The 26,908-nt window shown below is 69.5% G+C and carries 21 protein-coding genes and 2 tRNA genes; 21 read left to right on the top strand and 2 right to left on the bottom strand.

What is annotated here, in order from left to right; translation table 11 throughout:
* Positions 1-2: 2 nt before the first annotated feature.
* From AC27LF_RS02060 to AC27LF_RS02040, 5 genes are read left to right on the top strand one after another with little or no spacing between them, the layout of a single operon-like run.
* The gene (locus AC27LF_RS02060) at positions 3-200 is read left to right on the top strand and encodes a hypothetical protein (RefSeq protein WP_479656154.1); all 198 of its coding nucleotides are present in this window, start codon (positions 3-5) and stop codon (positions 198-200) included.
* Complete coding sequence (locus AC27LF_RS02055) at positions 200-952, top strand: DNA cytosine methyltransferase (protein WP_479656155.1); 753 nt, start codon at positions 200-202, stop codon at positions 950-952. Before AC27LF_RS02060 ends, AC27LF_RS02055 begins: the two co-directional genes overlap by 1 nt.
* Positions 949-2,355: a replication initiator protein RepSA gene (gene repSA / locus AC27LF_RS02050; RefSeq protein WP_479656156.1), complete on the top strand. Its 1,407-nt coding sequence runs from the start codon at positions 949-951 to the stop codon at positions 2,353-2,355. The genes AC27LF_RS02055 and repSA overlap by 4 nt, the downstream gene beginning before the upstream one ends.
* Positions 2,348-2,560 (top strand): helix-turn-helix domain-containing protein, encoded by a 213-nt coding sequence (locus tag AC27LF_RS02045; RefSeq protein WP_479656157.1) that lies wholly within the window; start codon positions 2,348-2,350, stop codon positions 2,558-2,560. The genes repSA and AC27LF_RS02045 overlap by 8 nt, the downstream gene beginning before the upstream one ends.
* Positions 2,560-3,729 carry a tyrosine-type recombinase/integrase gene (locus AC27LF_RS02040; RefSeq protein ID WP_479656158.1) on the top strand — a complete coding sequence of 390 codons (1,170 nt, stop codon included), beginning with the start codon at positions 2,560-2,562 and terminating at the stop codon, positions 3,727-3,729. Before AC27LF_RS02045 ends, AC27LF_RS02040 begins: the two co-directional genes overlap by 1 nt.
* A gap of 69 nt (positions 3,730-3,798) precedes the next feature.
* On the opposite strand, the gene AC27LF_RS02035 is transcribed toward AC27LF_RS02040, so the two are convergent.
* Positions 3,799-3,869, bottom strand: a tRNA-Gly gene (locus tag AC27LF_RS02035).
* 163 nt (positions 3,870-4,032) lie between these two features.
* Between AC27LF_RS02035 and AC27LF_RS02030 the strand changes: the two genes are divergently transcribed.
* The 5 genes from AC27LF_RS02030 (at position 4,033) to clpX (ending at position 9,085) form a co-directional block, all read left to right on the top strand.
* Positions 4,033-4,109 (top strand) — tRNA-Pro (locus tag AC27LF_RS02030).
* 179 nt (positions 4,110-4,288) lie between these two features.
* Positions 4,289-5,665: a trigger factor gene (gene tig / locus AC27LF_RS02025; protein WP_479656159.1), complete on the top strand. Its 1,377-nt coding sequence runs from the start codon at positions 4,289-4,291 to the stop codon at positions 5,663-5,665.
* Positions 5,666-6,259: 594 nt separating this feature from the next.
* Positions 6,260-6,865: an ATP-dependent Clp protease proteolytic subunit gene (locus AC27LF_RS02020; RefSeq protein WP_388712272.1), complete on the top strand. Its 606-nt coding sequence runs from the start codon at positions 6,260-6,262 to the stop codon at positions 6,863-6,865.
* A gap of 67 nt (positions 6,866-6,932) precedes the next feature.
* Positions 6,933-7,598, top strand: coding sequence for an ATP-dependent Clp protease proteolytic subunit (locus tag AC27LF_RS02015; RefSeq protein WP_404039805.1), 666 nt, complete (start codon positions 6,933-6,935; stop codon positions 7,596-7,598).
* 200 nt (positions 7,599-7,798) lie between these two features.
* Entirely contained in the window at positions 7,799-9,085 is a 1,287-nt protein-coding gene (gene clpX, locus AC27LF_RS02010) for an ATP-dependent Clp protease ATP-binding subunit ClpX (RefSeq protein ID WP_351730321.1), read from the top strand.
* 85 nt (positions 9,086-9,170) lie between these two features.
* Here the strand turns inward: clpX and AC27LF_RS02005 are convergent, their stop codons facing one another.
* The gene (locus AC27LF_RS02005; protein WP_479656160.1) at positions 9,171-10,181 is read right to left on the bottom strand and encodes a hypothetical protein; all 1,011 of its coding nucleotides are present in this window, start codon (positions 10,179-10,181) and stop codon (positions 9,171-9,173) included.
* A gap of 137 nt (positions 10,182-10,318) precedes the next feature.
* On the opposite strand from AC27LF_RS02005, the gene AC27LF_RS02000 reads away from it, so the two are divergent.
* The 11 genes from AC27LF_RS02000 (at position 10,319) to AC27LF_RS01950 (ending at position 26,571) form a co-directional block, all read left to right on the top strand.
* Complete coding sequence (locus AC27LF_RS02000; RefSeq protein WP_479656161.1) at positions 10,319-12,943, top strand: valine--tRNA ligase; 2,625 nt, start codon at positions 10,319-10,321, stop codon at positions 12,941-12,943.
* Positions 12,944-13,328: 385 nt separating this feature from the next.
* Entirely contained in the window at positions 13,329-14,843 is a 1,515-nt protein-coding gene (gene folC, locus AC27LF_RS01995; RefSeq protein ID WP_479656162.1) for a bifunctional tetrahydrofolate synthase/dihydrofolate synthase, read from the top strand.
* Between the two features lie 7 nt (positions 14,844-14,850).
* A complete protein-coding gene (locus AC27LF_RS01990) occupies positions 14,851-15,216 on the top strand; it encodes a DUF4233 domain-containing protein (protein ID WP_404039792.1) in 366 nt (121 codons plus the stop codon).
* 64 nt (positions 15,217-15,280) lie between these two features.
* Entirely contained in the window at positions 15,281-15,694 is a 414-nt protein-coding gene (ndk, locus tag AC27LF_RS01985; protein WP_479656163.1) for a nucleoside-diphosphate kinase, read from the top strand.
* Positions 15,695-16,364: 670 nt separating this feature from the next.
* Complete coding sequence (locus AC27LF_RS01980) at positions 16,365-17,384, top strand: rod shape-determining protein (protein WP_004001297.1); 1,020 nt, start codon at positions 16,365-16,367, stop codon at positions 17,382-17,384.
* Positions 17,385-17,546: 162 nt separating this feature from the next.
* On the top strand, positions 17,547-18,632 hold the full coding sequence (gene mreC, locus AC27LF_RS01975) for a rod shape-determining protein MreC (RefSeq protein WP_479656164.1): 1,086 nt from the start codon (positions 17,547-17,549) through the stop codon (positions 18,630-18,632).
* Positions 18,633-18,646: 14 nt separating this feature from the next.
* Entirely contained in the window at positions 18,647-19,324 is a 678-nt protein-coding gene (gene mreD / locus AC27LF_RS01970; protein ID WP_479656165.1) for a rod shape-determining protein MreD, read from the top strand.
* A gap of 135 nt (positions 19,325-19,459) precedes the next feature.
* Positions 19,460-21,709: a penicillin-binding protein 2 gene (gene mrdA / locus AC27LF_RS01965; RefSeq protein ID WP_479656166.1), complete on the top strand. Its 2,250-nt coding sequence runs from the start codon at positions 19,460-19,462 to the stop codon at positions 21,707-21,709.
* Complete coding sequence (rodA, locus tag AC27LF_RS01960; RefSeq protein ID WP_479656167.1) at positions 21,706-22,905, top strand: rod shape-determining protein RodA; 1,200 nt, start codon at positions 21,706-21,708, stop codon at positions 22,903-22,905. The genes mrdA and rodA overlap by 4 nt, the downstream gene beginning before the upstream one ends.
* Before the next feature lie 101 nt (positions 22,906-23,006).
* On the top strand, positions 23,007-24,521 hold the full coding sequence (locus AC27LF_RS01955; RefSeq protein ID WP_479656168.1) for a CYTH and CHAD domain-containing protein: 1,515 nt from the start codon (positions 23,007-23,009) through the stop codon (positions 24,519-24,521).
* Between the two features lie 70 nt (positions 24,522-24,591).
* Complete coding sequence (locus AC27LF_RS01950) at positions 24,592-26,571, top strand: TIGR03960 family B12-binding radical SAM protein (protein WP_479656169.1); 1,980 nt, start codon at positions 24,592-24,594, stop codon at positions 26,569-26,571.
* The last annotated feature ends 337 nt before the right edge of the window (positions 26,572-26,908 follow it).

Below are 26,908 nucleotides of genomic sequence, written 5' to 3'. Positions count from 1 at the left end.
CCGTGACTGACCTCACCCCGACCCATGAGTTCCCCGGCATCCGCATCGGCCTGCACTCCCGAAACTCCGAACCCTTCGCCGACTACGTCTGCGGAAGCTGCGGCGCAACCAACCAGGCCACCGGCGTGGACGGCGTCAAGGCCCTGGTCGAGCGCTGGGAGAACAACCACGGTCCCGCCCACACCAAGGGAGGCAAGTGATGACCACCGCGCTCCCCGTGCTGGACCTCTTCGCCGGTCCCGGCGGCTGGTCGGAGGGGCTGCGCGCCCTCGGACTGCGGGATGTCGGTATCGAGATCGACCCGTCTGCGTGCGCCACCCGCGCCGCCGCGCCGCCCGAGCCCACCCACGCCAAGAACCCCGGACCCGACACCCTGTTCGGCCCTGCCCTGGCGCCGTGGGTCACCATGGCCGAAGCCCTCGGCTGGGGCGCCACCGACCGCCCCGTCCCCACCGTCACCGCCGGCGGCGGCAAGAGCGGCGGACCGGAGCCCTTCCCCACCTCGGCCCGTAAGGCGCTCCTCGACGCCCAACGGCGCGGCGCGTGGGTGCTGCACACCAACCGCAATCAGATGTCCGACGGCAGTCGGCAGACCACCGACCCGCACGGCGCGCCCGCACCTACGTTTACGGCAAAGGCAGGCAGCCAGTGGGTCTTGCGGCACAGCAACCGCCGCAACGCCACCGTCCGCCGCGCCGACGAACCCGCCGCAACCCTGCTGTTCGCCAAGGTCAGCAACGACGTGTCGTGGGAAAAGGACGGCTCCGCCGGTCCGGAATCCGTCCGCATCACCGTGCAGGAAGCCGCCGCCCTCCAGACCTTCCCCGTCGGCTACCCCTTCCAGGGCACCAAGACCAAGCAGTTCGAGCAGATCGGCAACGCCGTTCCGCCGCTGCTCGCCTCCGCCGCCCTGCGCCCCCTGCTCCCCGCCGCCCTGGAGGTCGCCGCGTGACCGACACCGCCACCATGGCGGGCCTGGACCCGGCCACCCTCGCCGACGTGCTGAGGCTGGCCGGGTCTTCGGACCTCGACCGCATCCAAGACCAGATCCGCCGTACCGGCGGCTGCTCCGACCCGATCCACCTGCAAGGCTCCACCGCCACCCGCGACGCGGCCACCGGCTACGTGCTGCACTCCTACTCGACCGACACCGAACCCGGCGGACGCCTCCGTATCGCCTGCGGCAACCGCCGAGCCTCGCGCTGCCCGTCCTGCGCCTGGACCTACGCCGGCGACACCTACCACCTGATCCGCGCCGGACTCGTCGGCGACCCCGCCAAGGGCACCCCGCACACCATCCGGGATCACCCCCGCGTCTTCGCCACGCTCACCGCGCCTTCCTTCGGTCCCGTCCACAACCGCCCCGGCAACCGGCCGTGCCGTTGCGGCGCCCGTCACGCTGAGGACGCGCCCGAACTCGGCACCCCGCTCGACCCCGAGTCGTACGACTACGCGGGCGCCGTGCTGTGGAACAACCACGCCTCCGACCTGTGGCGCTACTTCACGATCTACCTGCGCCGCGAGATCGCCCGCCGGGCCGGCCTCACGCAGAAGGACGCCCGTGAACAGTCCCGCGTCGCCTTCGGCAAGGTCGCCGAGTACCAGAAGCGCGGCGCCGTGCACTTCCATGCCGTGATCCGCTTCGACGGACCCGACGGACCCGACGGACCCGACAGCCCGCCGCCGGCCTGGGCCACCCTCGACGTCCTCACCGACTCGATCCGCGCTGCCGCTGCCCGCGTCGCTGTCGACGTACCGCCCGCGGGAGACCAGCCCGCCCGCGTGCTGCGCTGGGGCACACAGCTCGACGTACAGCCGATTGGCGCCTTCGGCCACGGCGAGGAGATCACCGAACAGGCCGTGGCCTCCTACGTCGCCAAGTACGCAACCAAAGCAGCCGAAACCACCGGCACCGTCGACCGCCGGATCGGCAACAAGGAAGCCCTGACCCTGCTCGGCATCGCCGAGCACCCCCGCCGGCTGATCGAGGCGTGCCTTGACCTGCACTCGCTCTACCCCGAGCGGAAGTTGCGGGACTGGGCTCACATGCTCGGCTTCCGGGGCCACTTCTCCACCAAGTCCCGCCGCTACTCCACCACCCTGGGCGCCCTTCGGCAGGTCCGCGCCGACTACCGCGCCGCCCAGCAACGCGCAGCTCTCGGCCTGCCCGACCCCGACGACGAAGAGGCCACCACGCTCACCCTCGCTCACTGGACCTACGCCGGACACGGCCACACCCCCGGCGAATCCTGGCTCGCCGCCAACATCCGCCGCGACATCCAGCACAACCGCGAAACCGCCCGCCAGGAACTACCCGCCCTGCTCGACCTGGAAGGAGCGCACGTCCATGAATGACCGGTACCTCAGCGTTGATCAGGTGGCCGAACTGCTCGGCACGACCGTGCGGTTCCCCCGGCGACTGATCGAAGAGCGGCGGATCACGTATGTGAAGGTCGGTCGGCACGTCCGCATCCCCGAGAGCGCCGTACGCGACTTCATCGCCGCCAACACCGTTGAGCCGCGTCGCTGCTTCTCGGCCCGCCGGGGGGTGGCTGCCTGATGGCCGGTAAGCGTCGACAGTTCGGTCGGGTTCGCAAGCTCCCGTCCGGCCGTTATCAGGCCCGGTACGTCGGCCCTGACGGGCGGCTTCGGCCCGCTCCCGAGACGTTCCGGACGAAGAAGGACGCGGATGACTGGCTCGCCGACAAGCAGTCGGAGATGCGGCGCGGCGACTGGCACGACCCGGACGCCGGGAAGGTGCCCTTCGGCCCGTACGCCGCTGCCTGGATCAAGGAACGCGAACTGACCGCCACCACGCGGCAGTTGTACGGTTCGCTCCTGCGTCATCACCTCGAACCCACCTTCGGCACGGTCAACGTCGCCGAGATCTCGCCTCCGCTCGTGCGTCGCTGGCGCGCCGACAAGCTGTCGTCCGGCACCGGTGCGACGACCGTTGCAAAGGCGTACGCCCTGCTTCGTGCGATCCTCGGCACGGCGGTCGCCGATCAGATGATCAGGCGCAACCCGTGCACGATCAAGAGGGCCAGTACCGTGCACACCCCGGAACGTCCGACCGCCACTGTGCAGGAGGTCTACGACGTGGCCGACGCGATCCAGCCCCGCTATCGGGCGCTCGTGCTCATGGCGGGATTCCTGGGTCTTCGCTGGGGCGAACTGATCGGCCTGCACCGCCGGGACGTCGACCTTGACCACGGTGCCGTCCGCGTCCGTCGCGCGGTCGCAGAGCTGAACAATGGGCAACGCGAGATCAAGGCGCCCAAGAGTGCGGCTGGCAAGCGCACAGTCTCCATCCCGGCCGTGATCGTCCCGGACATCCGCGAGCACCTGAAGCGGTACGCGGAACCCGGTGCGGACGGCCGAGTCTTCGTCGGTGCCAAGGGTGCGACTCCCCGCCGGAACCACTTCAACCGGCTGTGGCGCACGGCGTGCACCGACGCCGGGATCAAGGGTCTGCATTTCCATGATCTTCGGCACACCGGCAACACTCTCGCCGCGTCGACCGGGGCCAGCACGCGGGAGCTGATGGCGCGCATGGGCCACAGCACCGCTCGCGCTGCACTGATCTACCAGCACGCCAGTGCGGAACGCGATCGGTTGATCGCCGACGCCGTGAGCGGACTCGTCAACAAGGGACGGAAGAAGACCCGGAAGGCGAAGAAGAAGCAAGATCGAAAGCCGAAGGGGCACGCGGGGGACACGGAAGGCTGATCGGAGCCCCCGGAAACGATCAGGGCCAGGCGGAGGATTGATCCTCTGACCTGGCCCTGCGCCGTTCAGAGCGGGCGACGGGAATCGAACCCGCGTAGCTAGTTTGGAAGACTAGGGCTCTACCATTGAGCTACGCCCGCACATGGTGTGCCGCTGATCGGGCGACCGCGGCACAGGAGGCATCGTAGCGGGTCGCGGACCTCGTAGGCCAACGTGTTGGGCTGCGGGTATGCCGCGGCGGCGACTGCCGGTAAACCTGCGGACGCATCCGGTTCGGGCATGTACCCTACGTGTCGCACCAGACGGGGTGTGGCGCAGCTTGGTAGCGCGTCCGCTTTGGGAGCGGAAGGCCGTGGGTTCAAATCCCGCCACCCCGACCACCGACCGAGTGGCGACTCGTGATCGCCTTTTGGGGCGCTGACCCGCTGCGGTTACTATGCAAGCTGCGCGCCCGTGTGTCCCGGCCCACTCGGCCTACGAACTCCTCCGGGCGGCGAAATCCGCCGGACCTGTCTGGCTCCGGCAGAACCCAAGAAGTCAGCCACAAGGAGACCGAACCGTGAAGAGCGCCGTGGAGACCCTGAACCCGACCCGGGTTCGGCTCACTGTCGAGGTGCCCTTCGAGGAGCTCAAGGACAGCCTCGACGCGGCGTACAAGAAGATCAACCAGCAGGTCACGGTGAAGGGCTTCCGCAAGGGCAAGATCCCGGCCCGCATCATCGACCAGCGGTTCGGCCGTGGCGCCGTGCTGGAGGAGGCCGTCAACGACGCGCTCCCCAAGTTCTACACGGACGCGGTCAACGAGGCCGAGCTGAACCCGCTGGGCCAGCCCGAGGTCGACATCACGGAGCTGAAGGACGGCGAGACGCTGAACTTCACCGCCGAGGTCGACGTCCGCCCGGCCCTGGAGATCCCGGACTACTCCGGCATCGAGGTCGAGGTCGACGCCATCGAGGTCACCGACGAGGACATCGACAAGTCGGTCGAGCAGCTGCGTGAGCGCTTCGCGTCCACCACGCCGGTCGAGCGTGCCGCCGAGGACGGCGATGTCGTCACCGTCGATCTGGAGGCCAAGGTCGACGGCGAGGTCCTGGAGGACGGCGTCGCGCAGGGCGTCTCCTACACCATCGGCTCCGGTGAGCTGCTGGACGGCATCGACGAGGCCGTCACGGGCCTCCAGGCGGGCGGCGAGGCCACCTTCACCTCGGAGCTGAAGGGCGGCTCCGCGGCGGGCCGGCCGGCCGAGGTCACCGTCAAGGTCACCCAGGTCGCCGCCCGGGAACTGCCCGCGCTGGATGACGACTTCGCGCAGCTCGCCTCTGAGTTCGACACCCTGGAGGAGCTGCGGGCCGACAGCCGCAAGCGCCTCGCGAACATGAAGCAGTACGACCAGGCCACGCAGGCGCAGGAGCGGGTGCTGGACAAGCTGCTTGAGCTGGTCGAGGTCCCGGTCCCCGAGAAGCTGCTCGAAGACGAGATCAACACCCGCAAGCACAACCTGGAGCACCACCAGCTCGCCCAGATGGGTCTCAGCCTCGACAAGTACCTGGAGCTCCAGGGCAAGACCGCCGAGGAGTTCGAGACCGAGACGCATGAGGCCGCGGTCAAGGGCATCAAGACCCAGTTCGTGCTCGACGAGCTGGTCAAGTCGGAGAAGCTCAACGTCAACCAGGAGGAGCTGACCGAGCACCTCATGCGGCGTGCGGCGTCCTCCGGCATGTCCCCCGACCAGTTCGCCCAGGCCGTGGTCGAGGGCGGCCAGGTGCCGCTGCTGGTCGGCGAGGTCGCCCGCGGCAAGGCACTGGCCGTCGTGGTCGAGGCCGCCACGGTGAAGGACACCAACGGCGAGATCGTCGACCTGGACGACGAGGACGAGGACGAGGACGAGCCCACCACGGAGCAGTCCGCCCCCACCGAGGAAACCCCGAAGTCCTGACCCCGGTCACAGCCCCCCAGGGGCCCCTGGGAACCCCCAGGGGCCCCTCCGGTGCCTCTGGACTCCCCAGGGGCGCGGGGCCGTATCGATATGCGGCTCCGCCGCGCGGGCGAGCCAAGCCCCACCCCCGGCAACCTTGCAGCCCCCTCCGCGGCTCCCACCCAGGGGCGCGGGGAACTGCGCGCCAAGCCACAATGCACCCGCACACACCCCCCACCGCCCCCCCCACGGCGCACAGGCCACATCCCCGGCAACCTTGGAGCCCCCCAGCGGCAGCCCACCCAGGGGCGCGGGGCCGTATCGATATGCGGCTCCGCCGCGCGGGCGCGCCCAGCCACAACGCACCCGCACAGACCCCCCGCCCGATCCACAGCGGCGCAGACACACGGCCCAACCGGCGGAGCCACCCGCTACGCCCGAGGCGAACACCCCCGTCCACGGGATTCCCCGAAGGGACCCGCGCGTTAGGGTCCATGAATACGAGGGCAGGGAAGTCCCCCGAAGCCCCCGGCAGGATTACGCAGGAATACGCAGGAACACGTGAGACGGCCCGGCGCCGTCGTAAGACGAGCAGGTGGATACGTGACGAATCTGATGCCCTCCGCCGCCGGCGAGCCTTCCATCGGTGGCGGCCTCGGCGACCAGGTCTACAACCGGCTGCTCGGCGAGCGGATCATCTTCCTCGGCCAGCAGGTCGACGACGACATCGCGAACAAGATCACCGCGCAGTTGCTGCTCCTCGCCGCCGATCCGACGAAGGACGTCTACCTCTACATCAACAGCCCCGGCGGTTCGGTGACGGCCGGCATGGCGATCTACGACACCATGCAGTACATCCCGAACGACGTGGTCACGATCGCCATGGGCATGGCGGCGTCGATGGGCCAGTTCCTGCTGACCGGCGGTGCCGCCGGCAAGCGCTTCGCGCTGCCCCACGCCGACATCATGATGCACCAGGGCTCCGCGGGCCTCGGCGGCACGGTCTCGGACATCAAGATCCAGGCCGAGTACCTGATGCGCACCAAGAAGCGCATGTCCGAGCTGACCGCGCTGCACTCCGGCCAGACCGTGGAGACGATCATCCGCGACGGTGACCGCGACCGCTGGTTCACCCCGGAGGAAGCGAAGGAGTACGGTCTCATCGACGAGATCATCACGCATGCCTCCGGTGTTCCGGGAGGCGGCGGCACCGGTGCCTGACCGGCCCGGCCACGCCCCGCACCGCCGAGTCTCCAGCCCCCAGAACGCCACCAGGACGGTGAACCTCATGAACAACTTCCCCGGCGCCGCCAGCGGCCAGTACGACGGGCCCCGGCCCGACAGCCGCTATGTCATCCCGCGCTTCGTGGAGCGCACCTCCCAGGGCATCCGCGAGTACGACCCGTACGCGAAGCTCTTCGAGGAGCGCGTGATCTTCCTCGGCGTCCAGATCGACGACGCCTCCGCCAACGACGTCATGGCGCAGCTGCTGTGCCTGGAGTCGATGGACCCGGACCGGGACATCTCGATCTACATCAACAGCCCCGGTGGCGACATGACCGCCCTGACGGCGATCTACGACACGATGCAGTTCGTGAAGCCCGACATCCAGACGGTGTGCATGGGCCAGGCCGCCTCCGCGGCCGCCATCCTGCTCGCCGCGGGTACGCCGGGCAAGCGCATGGCGCTGCCGAACTCGCGCGTGCTGATCCACCAGCCCGCCGGCAGCACCGGCCGCGGTCAGCTCTCCGACCTGGAGATCATCGCGAACGAGTTCACGCGGATGCGTTCGCAGCTGGAGGAGATGCTGGCCAAGCACTCCAACCAGCCGATCGAGAAGGTGCGCGAGGACATCGAGCGCGACAAGATCCTCACGGCGGAGGAAGCACTCCAGTACGGCCTGGTGGACCAGATCATCTCCACCCGCAAGATGAACAACGAGAGCGTCCGCTGACACGGAGTGCGGGTCTCCCCCGTGCGTTGAGCGCGAAGGGGACCTCCTTCGCCGCCCTTGGCGCGGTGCACGTCAAAGTGAACCGTGCCAAGGGGGGCCCGAACGGGGGGCTCGGCAAGGTACCGTCGGACATAAGGCAGCACCAGGAGTCGTTGGGCCCGTGACGTCCAGGCGGCTCCCAGGCGAAGGGGAAGCACACCGTGGCACGCATCGGTGACGGCGGCGATCTGCTCAAGTGCTCGTTCTGCGGCAAGAGCCAGAAGCAGGTCAAGAAGCTCATCGCAGGGCCCGGTGTGTACATCTGCGACGAGTGCATCGACCTCTGTAACGAGATCATCGAGGAGGAGCTGGCGGAGACCAGCGAGGTGCGCTGGGAGGAACTGCCGAAGCCCCGCGAGATCTATGAGTTCCTTGAGGGCTATGTGGTCGGCCAGGAGGCCGCGAAGAAGGCCCTGTCCGTCGCGGTGTACAACCACTACAAACGGGTCCAGGCGGGCGAGAACGGCGGCGCTCAAGGCCGTGACGACGCCATCGAGTTGGCGAAGTCCAACATTCTCCTGCTGGGCCCCACGGGCTCCGGCAAGACCCTGCTCGCGCAGACCCTCGCGCGCATGCTGAACGTCCCCTTCGCGATCGCCGACGCCACGGCGCTCACGGAGGCGGGCTACGTCGGCGAGGACGTCGAGAACATCCTGCTCAAGCTGATCCAGGCGGCGGACTACGACGTCAAGAAGGCCGAGACCGGGATCATCTACATCGACGAGATCGACAAGGTCGCGCGCAAGAGTGAAAACCCCTCGATCACCCGTGATGTCTCGGGCGAGGGCGTCCAGCAGGCCCTGCTGAAGATCCTGGAGGGCACCACCGCCTCGGTGCCGCCGCAGGGCGGCCGCAAGCATCCGCACCAGGAGTTCATCCAGATCGACACGACGAACGTGCTGTTCATCGTGGGCGGTGCCTTCGCCGGCCTGGAGAAGATCATCGAGGCCCGGGCCGGCGCCAAGGGCATCGGTTTCGGCGCGACGATCCGCTCCAAGCGCGAGCTGGAGTCCAAGGACGTCTTCGAGGACGTCATGCCGGAGGACCTGGTCAAGTTCGGCATGATCCCCGAGTTCATCGGCCGTCTCCCGGTGATCACCTCGGTCCACAACCTCGACCGCAAGGCGCTGCTGCAGATCCTCGTCGAGCCGCGTAACGCCCTGGTGAAGCAGTACCAGCGGCTGTTCGAACTCGACGGTGTGGAACTGGACTTCGAACGTGAGGCGCTGGAGGCCATCGCCGACCAGGCGATCCTGCGGCAGACCGGCGCCCGTGGCCTGCGCGCCATCATGGAAGAGGTCCTTCAGGCGGTGATGTACGAGGTGCCGTCCCGCAAGGACGTGGCCCGCGTCGTCATCACGGCCGACGTCGTCCTGTCGAACGTCAACCCGACCCTGATCCCCCGCGACGCCCGCGGGCGCGGCCCGGGCGAACAGAAGACGGCGTAGCCCGAAGCCCGAGCCCACCCAGCGCAGAGCCCCGGCCGCGAAGGACCGGGGCTTTCCTGTGCCGGGTGGCCGGGAGGCGGCGGCGTCAGATCTTGACGCGCACTTCCTTGCGGAACTTGGCCGTCGTCTCGGCCGCCGCCGCCGGGTCGGTGGCCTTGCCGGCGGCGATGTCCGAGTACTCCATGGGCATCACGAAGCCGACGGTGCTGTGGTCGCCCCACACGCAGTACGTCACGTTCATCTTCTTCGCCATGCCCGACGAGGCGTTGGCTGAGTTGTCGATGCTCGCGCCCTGGCACTTGAGGATCGCGCCATCAAGCGAACTGGGCTGGTACTCCTTGGGACTTCCCTCGAAGGTGACGTTCTCGTCCTTGGACTCCTTCTGCATGGCCGCGAAGAGCCCGTCCACGGCCTGCTCCGGGTCGTCGATCGAACCGTAGACACCACCGAAGGAGATGACCTTGCCGCCCAGCGGGTTGCTCTTGTCCTCCACCGTGTAGGAGGCGCTGACGTCCTTGGCGTCCTTGACGCCCCACGACTCGGCGTCCTTCAGGTCGCTCTTCGACATGCTGTTGCTGTCGCTCTCGGACTTCTTGTACTCGGTGAGCACCGTGTCCGGAGTGGTCAGCTTGTGCGGGCCGTCGTCGGCGATGTCCGAGCCGCTGCCGCCGCCCCCGCCGAGCACGAAGTAGGCGCCGACCGCGATGGCCGCCACCACGGCCACCGCGCCGATGACCAGGCCCGTCTTCTTCTTGCCGCCGCCGGCGGCCGGGGGCTGCGGGGCGCCGTACGGCTGCTGTCCGTACGGCTGCTGTCCGTAGGGCTGCTGGCCGTACGGGTTCTGCTGCGGGGGAACCCCGCCCTGCTGCGGATAGCCGTAGCCGGGCGGAGCCGGAGGGTTCTGCTGGGGATAGCCGTAACCGGGCTGCGGCTGCTGCGGCGGCACCGGCGGCTGCTGCTGCGGCACGGGCGGCTGCTGGGGGTACCCGTAGCCGGGCTGGGGTGCCTGCGGCGGCTGGCCGTAGGGGCCCGGCTGACCGTACGGCCCGGGCTGCTGGGGCTGCCCGCCGTACGGGCCCGGCTGGTTGTGACTCATTTCTGGGTTCCCCTCCAGATGCTTATGCGTTCCTCACATCCTCGCGCAGCAGCAGGAAGCACACCGCATCGGGGGCCGCACCGTTACAGAACAAACGCGTTTCGGGACTGGGTCGTGACACCTCTAAACTGACCCCCGTGACCGAGAACGCTCAGCAGCAGCCACCAGCGCCCGACACCGAACTGCCGACCCAGTACGCGCCGGCCGACGTAGAGGGGCCGCTGTACGAGCGCTGGGTAGAGCGCGGTTACTTCGAGGCCGACGCGAAGAGCGACAAGCCTCCGTACACCATCGTCATCCCGCCGCCGAACGTCACCGGCAGCCTGCACCTCGGGCACGCCTTCGAGCACACCCTCATCGACGCCCTCACGCGCCGCAAGCGCATGCAGGGCCACGAGACGCTGTGGCAGCCCGGCATGGACCACGCCGGCATCGCCACCCAGAACGTCGTCGAGCGGGAGCTGGCGAAGGAGGGCAAGTCCCGGCACGACCTGGGCCGCGAGGCGTTCGTCGAGCGCGTCTGGCAGTGGAAGGCCGAGTCCGGCGGGCAGATCAGCGGCCAGATGCGGCGCCTGGGCGACGGCGTCGCCTGGACCCGTGAGCGCTTCACGATGGACGAGGGCCTGTCGCAGGCCGTCCAGACCATCTTCAAGCGGCTCTACGACGACGAGCTGATCTATCGCGCCGAGCGCATCATCAACTGGTGTCCGAGGTGCCTGACCGCGATCTCCGACATCGAGGTCGAGTACCAGGACGACGACGGCGAACTGGTCTCCATGAAGTACGGCGACGGGGACGACACCATCGTCGTCGCCACGACCCGGGCCGAGACCATGCTCGGCGACACCGCGGTCGCCGTCCACCCCGACGACGAGCGCTACCGCCACCTGGTCGGCAAGCTCATCAAGCTGCCGCTCACCGACCGCTCCATCCCCGTCGTCGCCGACGAGCACGTCGACCCCGAGTTCGGCACCGGCGCCGTCAAGGTCACCCCGGCCCACGACCCGAACGACTTCGAGATCGGCCAGCGGCACGACCTGCCCGCCATCACCGTCATGGACGAGCACGCCGTCATCACGGCCCCCGGCCCCTTCCAGGGCCTGGACCGCCTTGAGGCCCGCTCCGCCATCGTCGGCGCCCTGCGTGCCGACGGCCGGATCGTCGCCGAGAAGCGGCCGTACGTGCACAGCGTCGGCCACTGCTCGCGCTGCAAGACCACCATCGAGCCGCGCCTGTCCATGCAGTGGTGGGTCAAGGTCGGCCCGCTGGCGAAGGCCGCCGGTGACGCGGTCCGCGAGGGCAAGGTCACCATCCACCCGCAGGAGATGGAGAAGCGGTACTTCGACTGGGTCGACAACCTCCACGACTGGTGCATCTCGCGGCAGCTGTGGTGGGGTCACCGCATCCCGGTCTGGTACGGCCCGGACGGCGAGGTCGTCTGCGTCGGCCCCGACGAGCAGCCGCCCACCGGTGCGGGCTGGACGCAGGACACCGACGTCCTCGACACCTGGTTCTCCTCCGGTCTGTGGCCGTTCTCCACGCTGGGCTGGCCCGAGCAGACCGAATCGCTCGCGAAGTTCTACCCGAACTCCGTCCTGGTCACCGGCTACGACATCCTTTTCTTCTGGGTCGCCCGGATGATGATGTTCGGCCTGTACGCGATGGACGGCATCCCGCCGTTCCACACCATCGCCCTGCACGGCATGGTCCGCGACCAGTTCGGCAAGAAGATGTCGAAGTCCTTCGGCAACGCGGTCAACCCGCTGGACTGGATGGACAAGTACGGCTCCGACGCGCTCCGCTTCACCCTGGCGCGCGGCGCCAACCCCGGCGTCGACGTGCCGATCGGCGAGGACTGGGTCCAGGGCTCGCGCAACTTCGCCAACAAGATCTGGAACGCGACCCGTTTCGCGCTGATGAACGGCGCCACGGTCGAGGGCCCGCTGCCGGACGCGTCGCGGATGTCCGCGACGGACCGCTGGATCCTCTCCCGCCTGAACTCGGTCGTCGCCGAAGTCGACGCCTACTACGACGACTTCCAGTTCGCGAAGCTCTCCGACGCGCTGTTCCACTTCGCCTGGGACGAGGTCTTCGACTGGTACGTCGAGTTGTCCAAGACCACCTTCCAGGCGGGCGGCGAGGCGGCCGAGGTCAGCAAGCGCGTCCTCGGCGAGGTCCTGGACGTCACCCTCAGGCTGCTGCACCCGGTCGTCCCCTTCGTCACCGAGACCCTGTGGACGACCCTCACCGGCGGCGAGTCGGTCGTCATCGCCGACTGGCCCACGGACAGCGCCTTCCGGGACGCGGACGCGGAGCGGGAGATCGAGACCCTGCGGTCCGTGATCACGGAGGTCCGCCGGTTCCGCGCCGACCAGGGCCTCCAGCCGGGCCAGCGGGTCCCGGCCCGCCTCACCCTGGACGGCACGGCGCTGGCGCCCCACGAGGCGGCCATCCGCCAGCTACTGCGGCTCCAGCCGGAGGGCGACTCCTTCACGGCCACGGCGACCCTGCCGGTCTCCGGCGCCGAGGTCGCGCTGGACCTGTCCGGCACGATCGACGTGGCCGCGGAGCGCAAGCGGCTCGCCAAGGACCTGGCCGCCGCGGAGAAGGAACGCCAGCAGGCCCAGGCCAAGCTGGCCAACGAGGCGTTCCTGGCCAAGGCCCCCGACCAGGTGATCCAAAAAATCCGCACCCGCCTGACCAAGGCCGACGAGGACATCACCCGCATCCAATCCCAACTGACCAACCTCCCCCCGACCTAACCCCCCACCCACAGTCCCCCGCGCCCGAAAGCGAAAGGGGCGCGGGGAACTGCGCGCCAAGCCACACCCCACCCGCACCCACAAACGATGCCGCCCCGCCCCGTACCGGCAGGCGCCGTTCAATCGCAGCCACCGGGGCCACAAACGCGCCCGGTAGGGGCGCGGGGAACTGCGCGACAAGCCACGACGGCGCTGCACCCGCCAGATGACGGGCACCGCATCGAAGGGGCGCGGGGAACTGCGCGACAAGCCACAACGCACCCGCACCCACAAGCGAAGCCCCAGCCACCCCGCACCGGCGCCGCAGGCACCCCGCACTCACAAGCGAACCCCCAGCCAACCCCAACCGCCGAAGCCAGCGCAGCGCGTCCGTAGACTTGACCCCGTGAGCGACGCCCCGCAAGAGAACGACCACTCCGCCCCCCTCGACGGCTTCGACGAGATCATCGAAGCCGAGACCTCCCGCGACCCCGACCTCGCGGTGATCGAGGCCGGCAGCCGCACCCTGCGCACCCAGGGCGGCCCGGCCCAGGCCGACGCACCCGCCCGGCCGACCGACCCCGAGGTCGACAAGGCCCTGCGCGAGGTCGAGGCGGAGCTGGCCACCCGCTGGGGCGAGACCAAGCTGGAACCCTCCGTCACCCGCATCGCGGCGCTCGTCGACGTGCTGGGGGAGCCGCAGCGGGCGTACCCGTCGATCCACATCACGGGCACCAACGGCAAGACGTCCACGGCCCGCATGATCGAGGCCCTGCTCGGCGCCTTCGAGCTGCGTACCGGCCGCTACACCTCGCCGCACGTCCAGTCGATCACCGAGCGGATCAGCCTGGACGGCGCCCCGATCTCCGCCGAGCGGTTCATCGAGACGTACCGGGACATCAAGCCGTACATCGAGATGGTCGACGCCCAGCAGGAGTACCGGCTCTCCTTCTTCGAGGTGCTGACCGGCATGGCGTACGCCGCCTTCGCGGACGCGCCGGCCGACGTGGCCGTCGTCGAGGTGGGCATGGGCGGCAGCTGGGACGCGACGAACGTGATCGACGCGGACGTCGCCGTGGTCACGCCCATCGACCTGGACCACACCGACCGGCTCGGCGTCACCCACGCGGAGATCGCCGGCGAGAAGGCCGGGATCATCAAGCAGGGCGCGACCGTGATCATGGCGCAGCAGCCGGTGGACGCGGCGCAGGTGCTGCTGAAGAAGGCCGTGGAGGTCGACGCGACGGTGGCCCGTGAGGGCCTGGAGTTCGGGGTGCTGGCGCGGCAGGTCGCGGTCGGCGGCCAGTTGCTGACGCTGCGCGGGCTCGGCGGCGAGTACCCGGAGGTGTACCTCCCGCTGCACGGCGCCTACCAGGCGCACAACGCGGCCGTGGCGCTGGCCGCGGTGGAGGCGTTCTTCGGCGTCGGCGCGCAGCGCGCCGAGCCGCTGGACATCGACACCGTCCGCAGGGCCTTCGCGGCCGTGTCCTCGCCGGGCCGCCTGGAGGTGGTACGGCGCTCGCCGACCGTCGTCCTGGACGCGGCGCACAACCCGGCGGGCGCGCGGGCCACGGCCGAGGCGGTCGCGGAGGCTTTCGACTTCAGCCGGCTGATCGGCGTGGTGGGCGCGAGCGGCGACAAGAACGTACGCGGGCTGCTGGAGGCATTCGAGCCGATCTTCGCCGAGGTCGTCGTCACCCAGAACTCCAGTCACCGTGCGATGGACGCGGACGAGCTGGCGGCGATCGCCGTGGAGGTGTTCGGGGAGGAGCGGGTCCAGGTGGAGCCGCGGCTGCCGGACGCCCTGGAGGCCGCGATCACCCTGGCCGAGGAAGAGGGCGAGTTCGCGGGCGGCGGCGTGCTGGTCACGGGCTCGGTCATCACCGTGGGTGAGGCCCGACTGCTGCTCGGAAAGGGCTGAGAGACCGATGCGTACGCTGTGCTCCTCGACCTTGATCGGCGAGGTCTTCATCATCGGCTTCGCCGGGCTGGTCGCGATGAAGGACCCGGATCTGACGACGTCGACGGTGTGGACGGTCAGCGGTATCGCGATGTTCCTGTGCGTGCTGCTGTGCGGTGCGGTGACACGGCGTGGGGGCGTGGCGCTGGGCTGGGCGTTGCAGATCGCGCTGATCGCCTCCGGGTTCGTCGTGCCGACGATGTTCTTCCTCGGCGTGATGTTCGCGGCGCTGTGGTGGGCGTCCGTGCACTTCGGGCGGAAGATCGACGAGGCGAAGGCGAGGTTCGCCGCGCAGGCCGCGCGGGCCGGGGCCTCGGGAGCTGACGCTGCGTAATGAGGTGCCGGACACGCCCTGTAACCTCGTCCCACCGCACATGTCCGCACGAAGGAGCCCTCTCGTGACTCAGCGCACCCTCGTCCTCCTCAAGCCCGACGCCGTCCGGCGTGGCTTGACCGGCGAGATCATCAGCCGTATCGAACGGAAGGCCGGCTGGCGGATCACCGCGCTTGAGCTGCGCACGCTTGACGAGGACACGCTGGAGCAGCACTACGGCGAGCACAAGGGCAAGCCCTTCTACGAGCCGCTGGTCGAGTTCATGGCGTCCGGTCCCGTGGTGGCGCTGATCGTCGAGGGCGAGCGGGTGATCGAGGGGCTGCGTGCCCTGGCGGGCCCGACCGACCCGATCGCCGCGGCGCCCGGTTCGATCCGCGGCGACTACGGCGTGATCGTCCGCGAGAACCTGATCCACGCGTCGGACTCCGAGGAATCGGCAGCCCGCGAAATCAAACTCTTCTTCCCCAGCCACGCCTAACCCCACGACCCCGCGCCCCCAGGGGGCGCGGGGAACGGCGCGCTAAGCCACGACGGCGCTGCACCCGCCCCCCGCTGCCCCGTTGCCGGATCGACCCCGGGCTGGGCCGGCGCCCCGCAGGGGGCGCGGGGAACTGCGCGCTAAGCCACGACGGTGCCGCACTCGAATCACGTCCCCCGCTGCCCCGCTGCCGGATCGACTCCGGGCGGGGTCGGCGCCCCGCAGGGGGGCGCGGGGAACGGCGCGCTCAGCCACGACGGTGCCGCACCCGCCCCGGCAGCCCCGCCCCCCGCTGCCGCCGTAGCCGGGGCTGCCGCCGTAGCCGGGGCGTCCGGGTTCGGCCAGATGGGTTGTGGTGTCCGTCGTTCGGGGAAGTTCTGCGGAAATTTCTGAGGGCGCGTCAGCGGCAGCGGGCGCCTGAGCTGTGGTTGGCGTACCTTATCGGCCGCCGCTCGGCATATGCGTGGCGATCGGGGGAACGAGTGCCCCCGTTGGCCCGTCTCCACAAGCGAGGCGGCTGCGCGCATGATGACAATGGCGAAGACCCTCGCGCAGTGTTCGTGCAGGCGCGTCTACCATGGAAGCCTTCACGTCACCGCACCCACTTCGCCGACCTGAAAAGCCCTCAAAAGCTCCCAGGAAGGCCAGACGAATCCTGATGGGGAACTCAATGTCGTTCATCGGCCGTGACATGGCTGTCGACCTCGGGACCGCCAACACGCTGGTGTACGTCAGGGGTCGCGGGATCGTACTCAACGAGCCGTCCGTGGTCGCGATCAACACCAACACCGGTGGCATCCTCGCGGTCGGTGCCGAAGCGAAGAAGATGATCGGACGGACGCCGGGCAACATCGTGGCCGTGCGCCCGCTGAAGGACGGTGTCATCGCCGACTTCGAGATCACCGAGCGGATGCTCCGCTACTTCATCCTGAAGATCCACAAGCGGCGGTATCTCGCCCGGCCGCGTGTCGTCGTCTGCGTGCCCTCCGGTATCACCGGCGTCGAGCGCCGCGCCGTCATCGAGGCGTCGTCCCAGGCCGGCGCCCGCCAGGTGCACATCATCGAGGAGCCCATGGCCGCCGCCATCGGCTCCGGGCTGCCGGTCCACGAGGCCACGGGCAACATGGTGGTGGACATCGGCGGCGGTACCACGGAGGTCGCGGTCATCTCGCTCGGCGGCATCGTCACCGCCCAGTCCATCCGCGTCGCGGGCGACGAACTGGACAACGCGATCATCCAGCACATCAAGAAGGAGTACTCCCTCCTCCTCGGTGAGCGGACGGCCGAGCAGATCAAGATCACGATCGGTTCGGCGTACGACCTCGACTCCGACGAGCACACCGAAATCCGCGGCCGGGACCTCGTGTCCGGGCTGCCCAAGACGGTCGTCATCTCCGCCGCCGAGGTGCGCAAGGCGATCGAGGAGCCCGTCAACGCGATCGTCGACGCGGTCAAGACGACCCTCGACAAGTGTCCGCCGGAGCTGTCCGGCGACATCATGGACCGCGGCATCGTGCTGACCGGCGGCGGCGCCCTGCTGCGCGGCCTCGACGAGCGGCTGCGCCGGGAGACCGGCATGCCGATCCACATCGCCGAGGACCCGCTGGACAGCGTGGCGTTGGGCTCCGGCAAGTGCGTCGAGGAGTTCGAGGCGCTTCAGCAGGTTCTGGACGCTCAGCCGCGCAGATGACACAACTCTTCGATTCCGCCGTACGAGATGATCCCCTCTCGTACGGCGGATCGTTGATATAGAGGCATAAGCTCCCGCAATTGGGCCCCCAGGGTGTGCGCTTAGGGTTCGCGCTCCGAGGGGGCCACCCGAATTCCTATAGGAAGGGCACGGCCGCCGCACGTGAGGGACACGAAAGAGAGCCGGCTGCTCCTGGTGCTGCTGATCGCCATCGCGTTCGCGCTGATCACGGTGGATATCCGCGGCGGCCAGAACTCCCCGGTCGACGGTGCCCGGCAGGCCGCGGCAGCGGTCTTCGGTCCGATCGAGAACGGGGTGTCCTCGGCGGTCGATCCCGTCGGCAACGCGGTCTCCGCGATCCGCGACTCCGGTGAACGCCATGACCGGCTCGCCCGGCTGGAGAAGGAGAACGCGGCCCTCAAGGCGAAGCTCGGCAGCGACGACCGCAACCGCAGCCGCCTCAATCAGCTCGACAAGATGCTGAAGATCGCGGGTGAGGGCCAGTACGGCATCAAGGGCGCCCAGGTCATCGCCATAGGAGCGGCCCAGGGCTTCTCCTGGACCATCACCATCGACGTCGGCGCAGGCGACGGCATCAAGCGCGACATGACCGTCCTCAACGGCGACGGACTCGTGGGGCGGGTCACCACCGTCGGACCCGACACCGCCACGGTGCTGCTCGCCAGCGACCCCGACTTCACCGTCGGCACCCGCCTGGAGGGCAGCGACGAACTCGGCTTCGCCTCCGGGCAGGGCGACCGCCCGCTGCGCGTCGAACTCCTCAACGGCAAGGCGGAGGTGAAGAAGGGCGACCGGCTCGTCACCTTCGGCTCGCAGGCCGACCGGCCCTTCGTGCCCGGCGTGCCCGTCGGCGTCGTCTCCCGTGTCGACCCCTCCGGCGGCGGTCTGACCCGGATCCTGTCCGTCACGCCGTACGTCGGCTTCACCAAGCTCGACATCGTCGGCGTCGTCGTCCAGGCCCCCAAGAAGGACCCGCGTGACCAGGTGCTCCCGGCCAAACCCAAGCCGACCCCGACCCCGACGGTGACCGTCACGGTGACCCCGTCCGCGAACGCGGCCGGCACCGGCGACCGGCAGCAGAACAACGGCACCGACCGTCAGCAGAACAACGGCGGCGACCAGCAGCAGAACGACAGCACCGGCCGGCAGCGGGACAGCAGCACCGATCAGCCGCAGAACGGCGGCACCGATCAGCCGCAGACCGACACGACCGATCAGCAGCAGTAGGAGCTGAATCCCCCATGCGCGTCAACCGGATCCTGCTCTCCACCGCCCTGGTCGTCGTCGCCCTGGTGCTCCAGGTGAGCGTCCTCGCCCGCCTGCACCTGCCGGGCGCCGTCCCCGATCTGCTGCTGCTCACCGTCCTCGGCCTGGCCCTGGTGTACGGCCATGTCGGCGGCGCCCTCGTCGGCTTCGGCGCGGGCCTGCTCGCCGACCTCGCGCCGCCCGCCGACCACGCCGCCGGCCGCTACGCCCTGGTGCTGTGCGTCATCGGCTATCTCGCCGGGCTCGCCAAACCCGACTACGGCCGGCTCAAGTCGGCCACCGGTTCCATGCTCGTGGTGGTCGCCGCCGCGATCGGCTCCACCCTGCTGTACGCGGGCGTCGGCGCCCTCGTCGGCGACACCGCCGCCCGCCATGTCGGCCTCGGCGGACTGCTGTTCACCGCCGCCCTGTACGACCTGCTGCTGGCGCCGTTCGTGGTGCCCGGGATCATGGCCCTGGCCCGCCGCGCCGAGAACGACCCGCTCGCCGAGAGCGGTGCGGCGGCCAAGGGCACGGACATCTCCTCCGGCTGGCTCTCCTCCGGCACGGGGCTGCGCATCGGCGGCCAGCGCGGCGGCCTCGGCGGTCTGAAGGCCAAGGCCCGCATCCGCAGCACGCGCGTCGGCCGTATCAAGGGGGTCAAGCGGCTGTGAGACCACGGCAGTTCACGACGGACGTGCACAGCTTCATCGGATATGACACAGGCATCCACTGAGAGGGGGCGGCAACCACAGTGACCAACGCCCACCCGTCTCCCACCACCACCCTTGAAGGAATGGGCTTCGCCCATGACTAACATCCCGGAGACCGGGCGGACCCCACGGGTTCAGATCCGGCTCGTCGTCATCCAGATCCTCGTCCTCTCCCTGCTCGGCACCCTCGGCGGCCGGCTGTGGTACCTCCAGATCCGCGAGGGCGCCGCCTACCAGAAGGAGGCGTCCGGCAACCACGTCCAGCAGGTCGTCGCGCCCGCCGTGCGCGGCGCCATCCTGGACGCGCGCGGCGTGCCGCTCGCCGACAACGAGACCCGCCTCGTGGTCTCCGCCTCCCGTACCGAACTGCTCAAGCAGAAGGACGACGGCAAGGCGGTCCTCACCAAGCTGGCCGACGTCCTCGGCATGTCCCCCGAGGAGGTCATGCTGAAGGTCCGGCTGTGCGACGCCAAGACCCCGCAGCCGTGCTGGAACGGCTCGCCGTACCAGCCGATCCCCATCACCGACGAGGCCACCCCCAAACAGGCCCTGCAGATCCGCGAGCGCTCCGAGGACTTCCCCGGCATCACCGCCGAGCCGGAGGCCGTACGCCGCTACCCGGGCCCCGGCAAGGCCAACACCGCCCAGGTGCTCGGCTACCTCTCGCCGGTCACCGACGACGAGATCCAGCAGGCCAAGGACAGCGACTCGCCGTATCTGCGCTCCGACATGGTCGGCCGCAGCGGTCTGGAGCGCCAGTACGACAAGGAGCTGCGCGGCAAGGCAGGCGTCACCCGCTACGAGGTCGACAACCTCGGCCGTGTCATCGGCAAGGCCGAGTCCGACGCCGCCGAACCCGGTGCCAACCTGGTCACCAGCATCGACTCCCGGGTGCAGCGCGTCGCCGAGTTCGAGCTGGACAAGGCGATGAAGACGGCCCGCCAGCAGTTCGACAAGATCACCGGGACCAACTACAAGGCGGACTCCGGTGCCGTCGTCGTCATGGAGGCGAGGACCGGCCGGGTCGTCGCCATGGCCTCCGCGCCGACCTACGACCCGAACGTCTGGGTCGGCGGCATCTCCGCCAAGGACTACCAGGCCCTCACCGGGAAGAACTCCGACTACCCGCTGCTCAACCGGGCCATACAGGGTCAGTCCGCGCCCGGTTCGACATTCAAGGTGGTCTCCACGGCCGCCGCCGTCGAGGCCGGCTACACCTGGAACGGCGGCTACCCCTGCACCAGCTCCTACTCGGTCGGCAACCAGGTCTTCAAGAACTTCGAGGGCGAGAACTTCGGACCCATCTCGCTCGGCCGGGCCCTTGAGGTGTCCTGCGACACCGTCTTCTACGGCCTCGCCCACAACGAGTGGAAGAAGGACGGCGGCATCAACCCGAAGAAGGGCCAGGCCAAGGACTACTTCTTCAAGGCCGCCCACCAGTTCGGCCTCGGCAAGGAGACCGGCATCGACCTGCCCAACGAGGTCACCGGCCGCGTCCCCGACCGCCAGTGGAAGCAGGCGTACTGGGAGGCCAACAAGGACGCCTGGTGCAAGAGCGGCAAGAAGGACGGCTCCTACGTCGAGAAGATCGCCTACGAGAACTGCCTCGAAGGCAACCAGATGCGCGCCGGTGACGAGATCAACTACTCCATCGGGCAGGGCGACACCCTCGTCACCCCGATCCAGGAGGCCGTGATCTACGGCGCCCTCGCCAACGGCGGCACCATGTACACGCCCACCCTGGGCAAGGCGGTCATCAGCGCCGACGGCAAGACCGTCCAGGAGATCAAGCCCAAGGCGCACGGCAAACTGCCGATCAACCAGGCCGCGCTCAAGGGCATGGACGACGCCCTCGCCGGCGTGGTCACCCGCGGCACCGCCGCCTGGAAGTTCGGCGGCTGGCCGCAGAACAAGATCCCGCTGCACGCCAAGACCGGCACCGCCGAGGTCTACGGCAAACAGACCACGTCCTGGCTCGCCACGTACTCCAAGGACTACACGGTCATCATGACCATCGCCCAGGCCGGTACCGGTTCCGGGGCCTCCGGTGAAGCCGTGCGCAACATCTACAACGCGCTGTACGGCGTCCAGGCGGACGGCTCCATCGACAACAAGAAGGCGCTGCTGCCCACCCCGCAGAAGGGCCTGCCCAAGGTCCGCACGGACGGCACGATCACCTCCCCGAAGATCTCCGACGACCCGGTCAAGGACGTGCTGACCTCCCCGTCGCCGTCGGCGTCCACCGACGGCACACCGCCCGCGGCGACCACCTCGCCCGGCACGGGCAACAGCAACACCCGCAGACGGCGGCCACGCCGCCGGGGCAGCCGGAGGGTGCTCACATGACCGGCGCGAACAGCTTCTCCGTCTCCGGGTACGGGCCCGACAGGGCCGGCTGGACCCGCCTCTTCGCCCGCGACTCACTGGCCCGCCGCCTCGACTGGCCGATACTGCTCGCCGCCCTCGCCCTGTCCCTGCTCGGCTCCCTGCTGGTCTACTCCGCGACCCGCAACCGCACCGAGATCAACCAGGGCGACCCGTACTACTTCCTCATCCGCCACCTCATGAACACCGGCATCGGGTTCGGCCTGATGATCGGCACCGTCTGGCTCGGCCACCGCGCCCTGCGCAACGCCGTACCGATCCTGTACGGCCTCTCGCTCCTCGGCGTGCTGCTGGTGCTCACCCCGGTCGGCTCCACCGTCAACGGCGCCCACTCGTGGATCGTGCTCGGCGGCGGCTTCTCGCTCCAGCCGTCCGAGTTCGTGAAGGTCACGATCATCCTCGGCATGGCCATGCTGCTCGCCGCCCGGGTCGACGCCGGCGACAAGAAGTACCCCGACCACCGCACCGTCCTCCAGGCCCTGGGGCTGGCCGCCGTACCGATCCTGGTCGTACTGCTCATGCCCGACCTCGGCTCGGTCATGGTCATGATCATCATCGTCCTGGGCGTGCTGCTCGCCTCCGGCGCGTCCAACCGCTGGATCTTCGGCCTGATCGCGGCGGGCGCCTTCGGCGCGATCGCCGTATGGCAGCTGCACATCCTGGACGACTACCAGATCAACCGGTTCGCCGCCTTCGCCAACCCGAGCCTCGACCCGTCCGGCGTCGGCTACAACACCAACCAGGCCCGGATCGCCATCGGGTCGGGCGGGCTGACCGGCGCCGGGCTGTTCCACGGCTCACAGACCACCGGCCAGTTCGTACCGGAACAGCAGACCGACTTCGTCTTCACGGTCGCCGGCGAGGAACTGGGATTCGTCGGCGCCGGCCTGATCATCGTCCTGCTCGGCGTGGTCCTGTGGCGGGCCTGCCGGATCGCCCGCGAGACGACCGAGCTGTACGGCACCATCGTCGCCGCCGGGATCGTCGCCTGGTTCGCCTTCCAGGCGTTCGAGAACATCGGCATGACCCTCGGCATCATGCCGGTGACCGGACTGCCCCTGCCGTTCGTCTCCTACGGCGGCACGTCGATGTTCGCGGTATGGGTGGCGGTGGGGCTGCTCCAGTCGATCCGGGTGCAGCGCCCCATGTCCGCCTGAGACCGGCCGGCCGGGTTCACCCGGGTGACAGCGGAAGTCTTCCCGCCCTTCACCCGGGCCTGACCCTGCCGTACCGGCCCTGCTGCCACTAGATTCGGTCCATGGCGGAAGCGAAGCGCGAGATCGAGCGCAAGTACGAAGCCGACGAGAGCGGTCTGCCCGACCTGACCGGCGTCACCGCAGTGGCGGACGTCCTGGACCGGGGCGTCGTACAACTCGACGCCACCTACTACGACACCGCCGACGAGCGCCTGGCCGCGCACGCCGTCACCCTGCGCCGCCGCACCGGCGGCACCGACGCCGGCTGGCACCTCAAACTCCCGGTCGCCCCCGGCGTCCGCGACGAGATCCACGCCCCGCTCTCCGACCGCGTCCCCGGCACCCTCGTATCCCTCACCCGCTCCCGGACCCGCGACGCCGCACTGATCCCCGTCGTCCGGCTGCGCACCGCCCGCGACCTGCGCCACCTCGTCGACGCCGACGGCACACTCCTCGCCGAGGTCAGCGTGGACACCGTCACCGCCGAACGGCTCACCGGCCACGGCGGCACCGCCCAGTGGACCGAGATCGAGGTGGAACTCGCCGAAGGAACCGCCCCCGGCCTCCTCGACAAGGTGGACAAGCGGCTGCGCAAGGCGGGCGTACAACCCTCCGCGTCCCCGTCCAAGCTGGCCCGCGCCCTCGCCGACACCGCACCGCCGGACGGCACGGACCGCCCCGAACGCCCGGAGACACCCGCCGAACCCGTCACCGCGGGCGACCACGTCCTCGCCTACGTCCGCGCCCAGCGCGACGCGATCATCGAACTCGACCCGGCCGTACGACGCGACGCGTACGACTCCGTGCACCGCATGCGCGTCGCCACCCGCCGGATGCGCAGCGCCCTGCGCTGCTACGGCAAGGTCCTCGACCGCACCGTCACCGACCCCATCGGCGACGAGCTGAAGTGGCTCGCCGCCGAACTCGGCGTGGACCGCGACCGCGAAGTACTCACCGAACGCGTCACCGCGGCCCTCGCCGAACTGCCCCGCACCCTCGTCGCAGGACCCGTCCGCGCCCGGCTGCGCACCTGGGCGAGGACCCGCCGCGGCGGATCGCGCCGCCGGCTCGCCGGCGTCCTGGACTCCCGGCGCTATCTGACCCTGCTCGACACCCTCGACGCCCTGGTCACCGACCCCCCGCTGCTCCCGGCCGCGGCCGACAAGCCGAAAAAAGTGATCGCCAAGGCCCTGCGCACGGAGTACGCCAAGGTCTCGGCGCTGATCCAGCAGGCGATCGACCTCCCGCCCAGCCGCGAACGCGACGTGGCGATCCACGAGGCCCGCAAGAAGTCCAAGCGGACCCGGTACGCCGCGGAGGCCGCCACTCCGGTGCTCGGCGACCCGGCCGCCGACCTCGCCCAGGCCATGAAGTCCCTGCAGACCCTGCTCGGCGACCACCAGGACAGCGTCATGGCCCGCCAGGCGCTGCGTGAGCTGTCCGCCGTCGCCCACGCGGCCGGGGAGAACACGTTCACCTACGGGGTGCTGTACGGGCGCGAGGAGCAGCGGGCGGCGGCGGTGGAGGCCGAGCTGCCCGACGCCTGGCAGCAGGCCGCCTCCCGGGCGCCCGGCTGAGCGTGCGGGCAAGGCCGCCGAGCGGGTTAGGCTTGGTGGTCACCCCTTTCAGCTCACGAAGGTTCGCGAGATGCCTGCCGAAGCCGCCGAGGCCGCGGAATCCGTCTTCCCACAGCTCGAAGCCCTGCTCCCGCATGTGCAGAAGCCGATCCAGTACGTCGGCGGAGAGCTCAATTCCACGGTCAAGCCGTGGGACTCCTGCGATGTCCGCTGGGCGCTCATGTACCCGGACGCCTACGAGGTCGGCCTGCCCAACCAGGGCGTCATGATCCTCTACGAAGTACTCAACGAGCAGGACGGCGTCCTCGCCGAGCGCACCTACAGCGTCTGGCCGGACCTGGAGGCGCTGATGCGTGAGCACGGCGTGCCGCAGTTCACGGTGGACAGTCACCGCCCGGTCCGCGCCTTCGACGTGTTCGGCCTGTCCTTCTCCACGGAGCTGGGCTACACGAACATGCTCACGGCCCTGGAACTGGCCGGGATCCCGCTGGAGTCGCGCGAGCGCACCACCGACGACCCGATCGTGCTGGCCGGCGGCCACGCGGCCTTCAACCCGGAGCCGATCGCCGACTTCATCGACGCGGCCGTGATCGGCGACGGCGAACAGGCCGTGCTCGACCTGACCCGGATCATCCGCGAGTGGAAGGCCGAGGGCCGCCCCGGCGGCCGCGAGGAGGTCCTGTTCCGGCTCGCGAAGACGGGCGGGGTGTACGTCCCGGCGTTCTACGACGTCGAATACCTCCCCGACGGCCGGATCGCCCGAGTGGTCCCCAACAAGTCCGGCGTCCCGTGGCGCGTCTCCAAGCACACGGTGATGGACCTCGACGAGTGGCCCTACCCCAAGCAGCCGCTGGTGCCGCTCGCGGAGACGGTCCACGAACGCATGTCCGTGGAGATCTTCCGCGGCTGCACGCGCGGCTGCCGCTTCTGCCAGGCCGGCATGATCACCCGCCCGGTGCGCGAGCGCTCCATCACCGGCATCGGCGAGATGGTCGACAAGGGCCTGACGGCGACGGGCTTCGAGGAGGTCGGCCTGCTGTCGCTGTCGTCGGCCGACCACTCGGAGATCGGCGACATCGCCAAGGGCCTGGCCGACCGCTACGAGGACGACAAGATCGGTCTGTCCCTGCCCTCCACGCGCGTGGACGCCTTCAACATCGACCTGGCCAACGAGCTGACCCGCAACGGCCGCCGCTCCGGCCTGACCTTCGCCCCGGAGGGCGGCTCGGAACGCATCCGCAAGGTCATCAACAAGATGGTCTCGGAGGAGGACCTGATCCGCACGGTGGCGACCGCCTACGGCAACGGCTGGCGCCAGGTGAAGCTGTACTTCATGTGCGGCCTGCCGACCGAGACCGACGAGGACGTCCTCCAGATCGCCGACATGGCGACCCATGTCATCCAGAAGGGCCGCGAGGTCTCCGGCTCCAACGACATCCGCTGCACGGTCTCGATCGGCGGCTTCGTCCCCAAGCCGCACACGCCCTTCCAGTGGGCCCCGCAGCTGTCGGCCGAGGAGACGGACGCCCGCCTGGAGAAGCTGCGGGACAAGATCCGCGGCGACAAGAAGTACGGCCGCTCGATCGGCTTCCGCTACCACGACGGCAAGCCCGGCATCGTCGAGGGCCTGCTCTCCCGCGGCGACCGCCGCATCGGCGCGGTGATCCGCGCGGTCTACGAGGACGGCGGCCGCTTCGACGGCTGGCGCGAGCACTTCTCCTACGACCGCTGGATGGCCTGTGCCGACAAGGCCCTGGCCCCCTTCGGCGTCGACGTCGACTGGTACACCACCCGCGAGCGCACCTACGAGGAAGTCCTGCCCTGGGACCACCTGGACTCGGGCCTCGACAAGGACTGGCTCTGGGAGGACTGGCAGGACGCCCTGGACGAAACAGAGGTAGAAGACTGCCGCTGGACCCCCTGCTTCGACTGCGGGGTGTGCCCGCAGATGGACACCAGCATCCAAATCGGCCCAACCGGCAAGAAGCTGCTGCCTCTGACGGTGAAGAACGCAGGCCCGACGCCGACTTCGAGCGGCCACGCGCACTGAGGCGAGCGGGGCAGTCGATCGGGTGGCGGAGGCCCTGGCGGGGGCGAGCGAGGAAGAGGCAACGGCCGCGCTGACTGCTGCCGACGTTGACGGACGTCGGCCGGCGTCCCCGAAGCAAAGCCTCCGTACACCCCTGCCGAAGCCGGCCGCCTCCTCGCGCATCCGCTCAGAGGTGAAGTGGGTCTGAGCCCGCTACGGCTGAGTTACGGCCTTGTCTACTGGATCAAGGCGGACCGCTCCGCTCACCGCACGCGGCCGGGCTTGTACTCGTGTCTCTGCCCCGCTCCAGCCCGAACGGCGCCCGGGCCGCGATCACAGCAATGAACCGCCTGAGTTG

The sequence above is a fragment of the Streptomyces diversicolor genome, from assembly GCF_057537855.1.
This window is presented reverse-complemented; position numbering and strand designations above follow the sequence as displayed.

What these genes read in the sequence shown, in the direction of transcription:
- AC27LF_RS02055 (WP_479656155.1), top strand. Translation starts at nt 200, where the DNA reads ATGACCACCGCGCTCCCCGTGCTGGACCTCTTCGCCGGTCCCGGCGGC.
- AC27LF_RS02045 (WP_479656157.1), top strand. Translation starts at nt 2,348, where the DNA reads ATGAATGACCGGTACCTCAGCGTTGATCAGGTGGCCGAACTGCTCGGC.
- AC27LF_RS02040 (WP_479656158.1), top strand. Translation starts at nt 2,560, where the DNA reads ATGGCCGGTAAGCGTCGACAGTTCGGTCGGGTTCGCAAGCTCCCGTCC.
- AC27LF_RS02020 (WP_388712272.1), top strand. Translation starts at nt 6,260, where the DNA reads ATGCCCTCCGCCGCCGGCGAGCCTTCCATCGGTGGCGGCCTCGGCGAC.
- AC27LF_RS02015 (WP_404039805.1), top strand. Translation starts at nt 6,933, where the DNA reads ATGAACAACTTCCCCGGCGCCGCCAGCGGCCAGTACGACGGGCCCCGG.
- AC27LF_RS02005 (WP_479656160.1), bottom strand. Translation starts at nt 10,181, where the DNA reads ATGAGTCACAACCAGCCGGGCCCGTACGGCGGGCAGCCCCAGCAGCCC.
- AC27LF_RS01990 (WP_404039792.1), top strand. Translation starts at nt 14,851, where the DNA reads ATGCGTACGCTGTGCTCCTCGACCTTGATCGGCGAGGTCTTCATCATC.
- AC27LF_RS01980 (WP_004001297.1), top strand. Translation starts at nt 16,365, where the DNA reads ATGTCGTTCATCGGCCGTGACATGGCTGTCGACCTCGGGACCGCCAAC.
- mreD (WP_479656165.1), top strand. Translation starts at nt 18,647, where the DNA reads ATGCGCGTCAACCGGATCCTGCTCTCCACCGCCCTGGTCGTCGTCGCC.
- mrdA (WP_479656166.1), top strand. Translation starts at nt 19,460, where the DNA reads ATGACTAACATCCCGGAGACCGGGCGGACCCCACGGGTTCAGATCCGG.
- rodA (WP_479656167.1), top strand. Translation starts at nt 21,706, where the DNA reads ATGACCGGCGCGAACAGCTTCTCCGTCTCCGGGTACGGGCCCGACAGG.
- AC27LF_RS01955 (WP_479656168.1), top strand. Translation starts at nt 23,007, where the DNA reads ATGGCGGAAGCGAAGCGCGAGATCGAGCGCAAGTACGAAGCCGACGAG.
- AC27LF_RS01950 (WP_479656169.1), top strand. Translation starts at nt 24,592, where the DNA reads ATGCCTGCCGAAGCCGCCGAGGCCGCGGAATCCGTCTTCCCACAGCTC.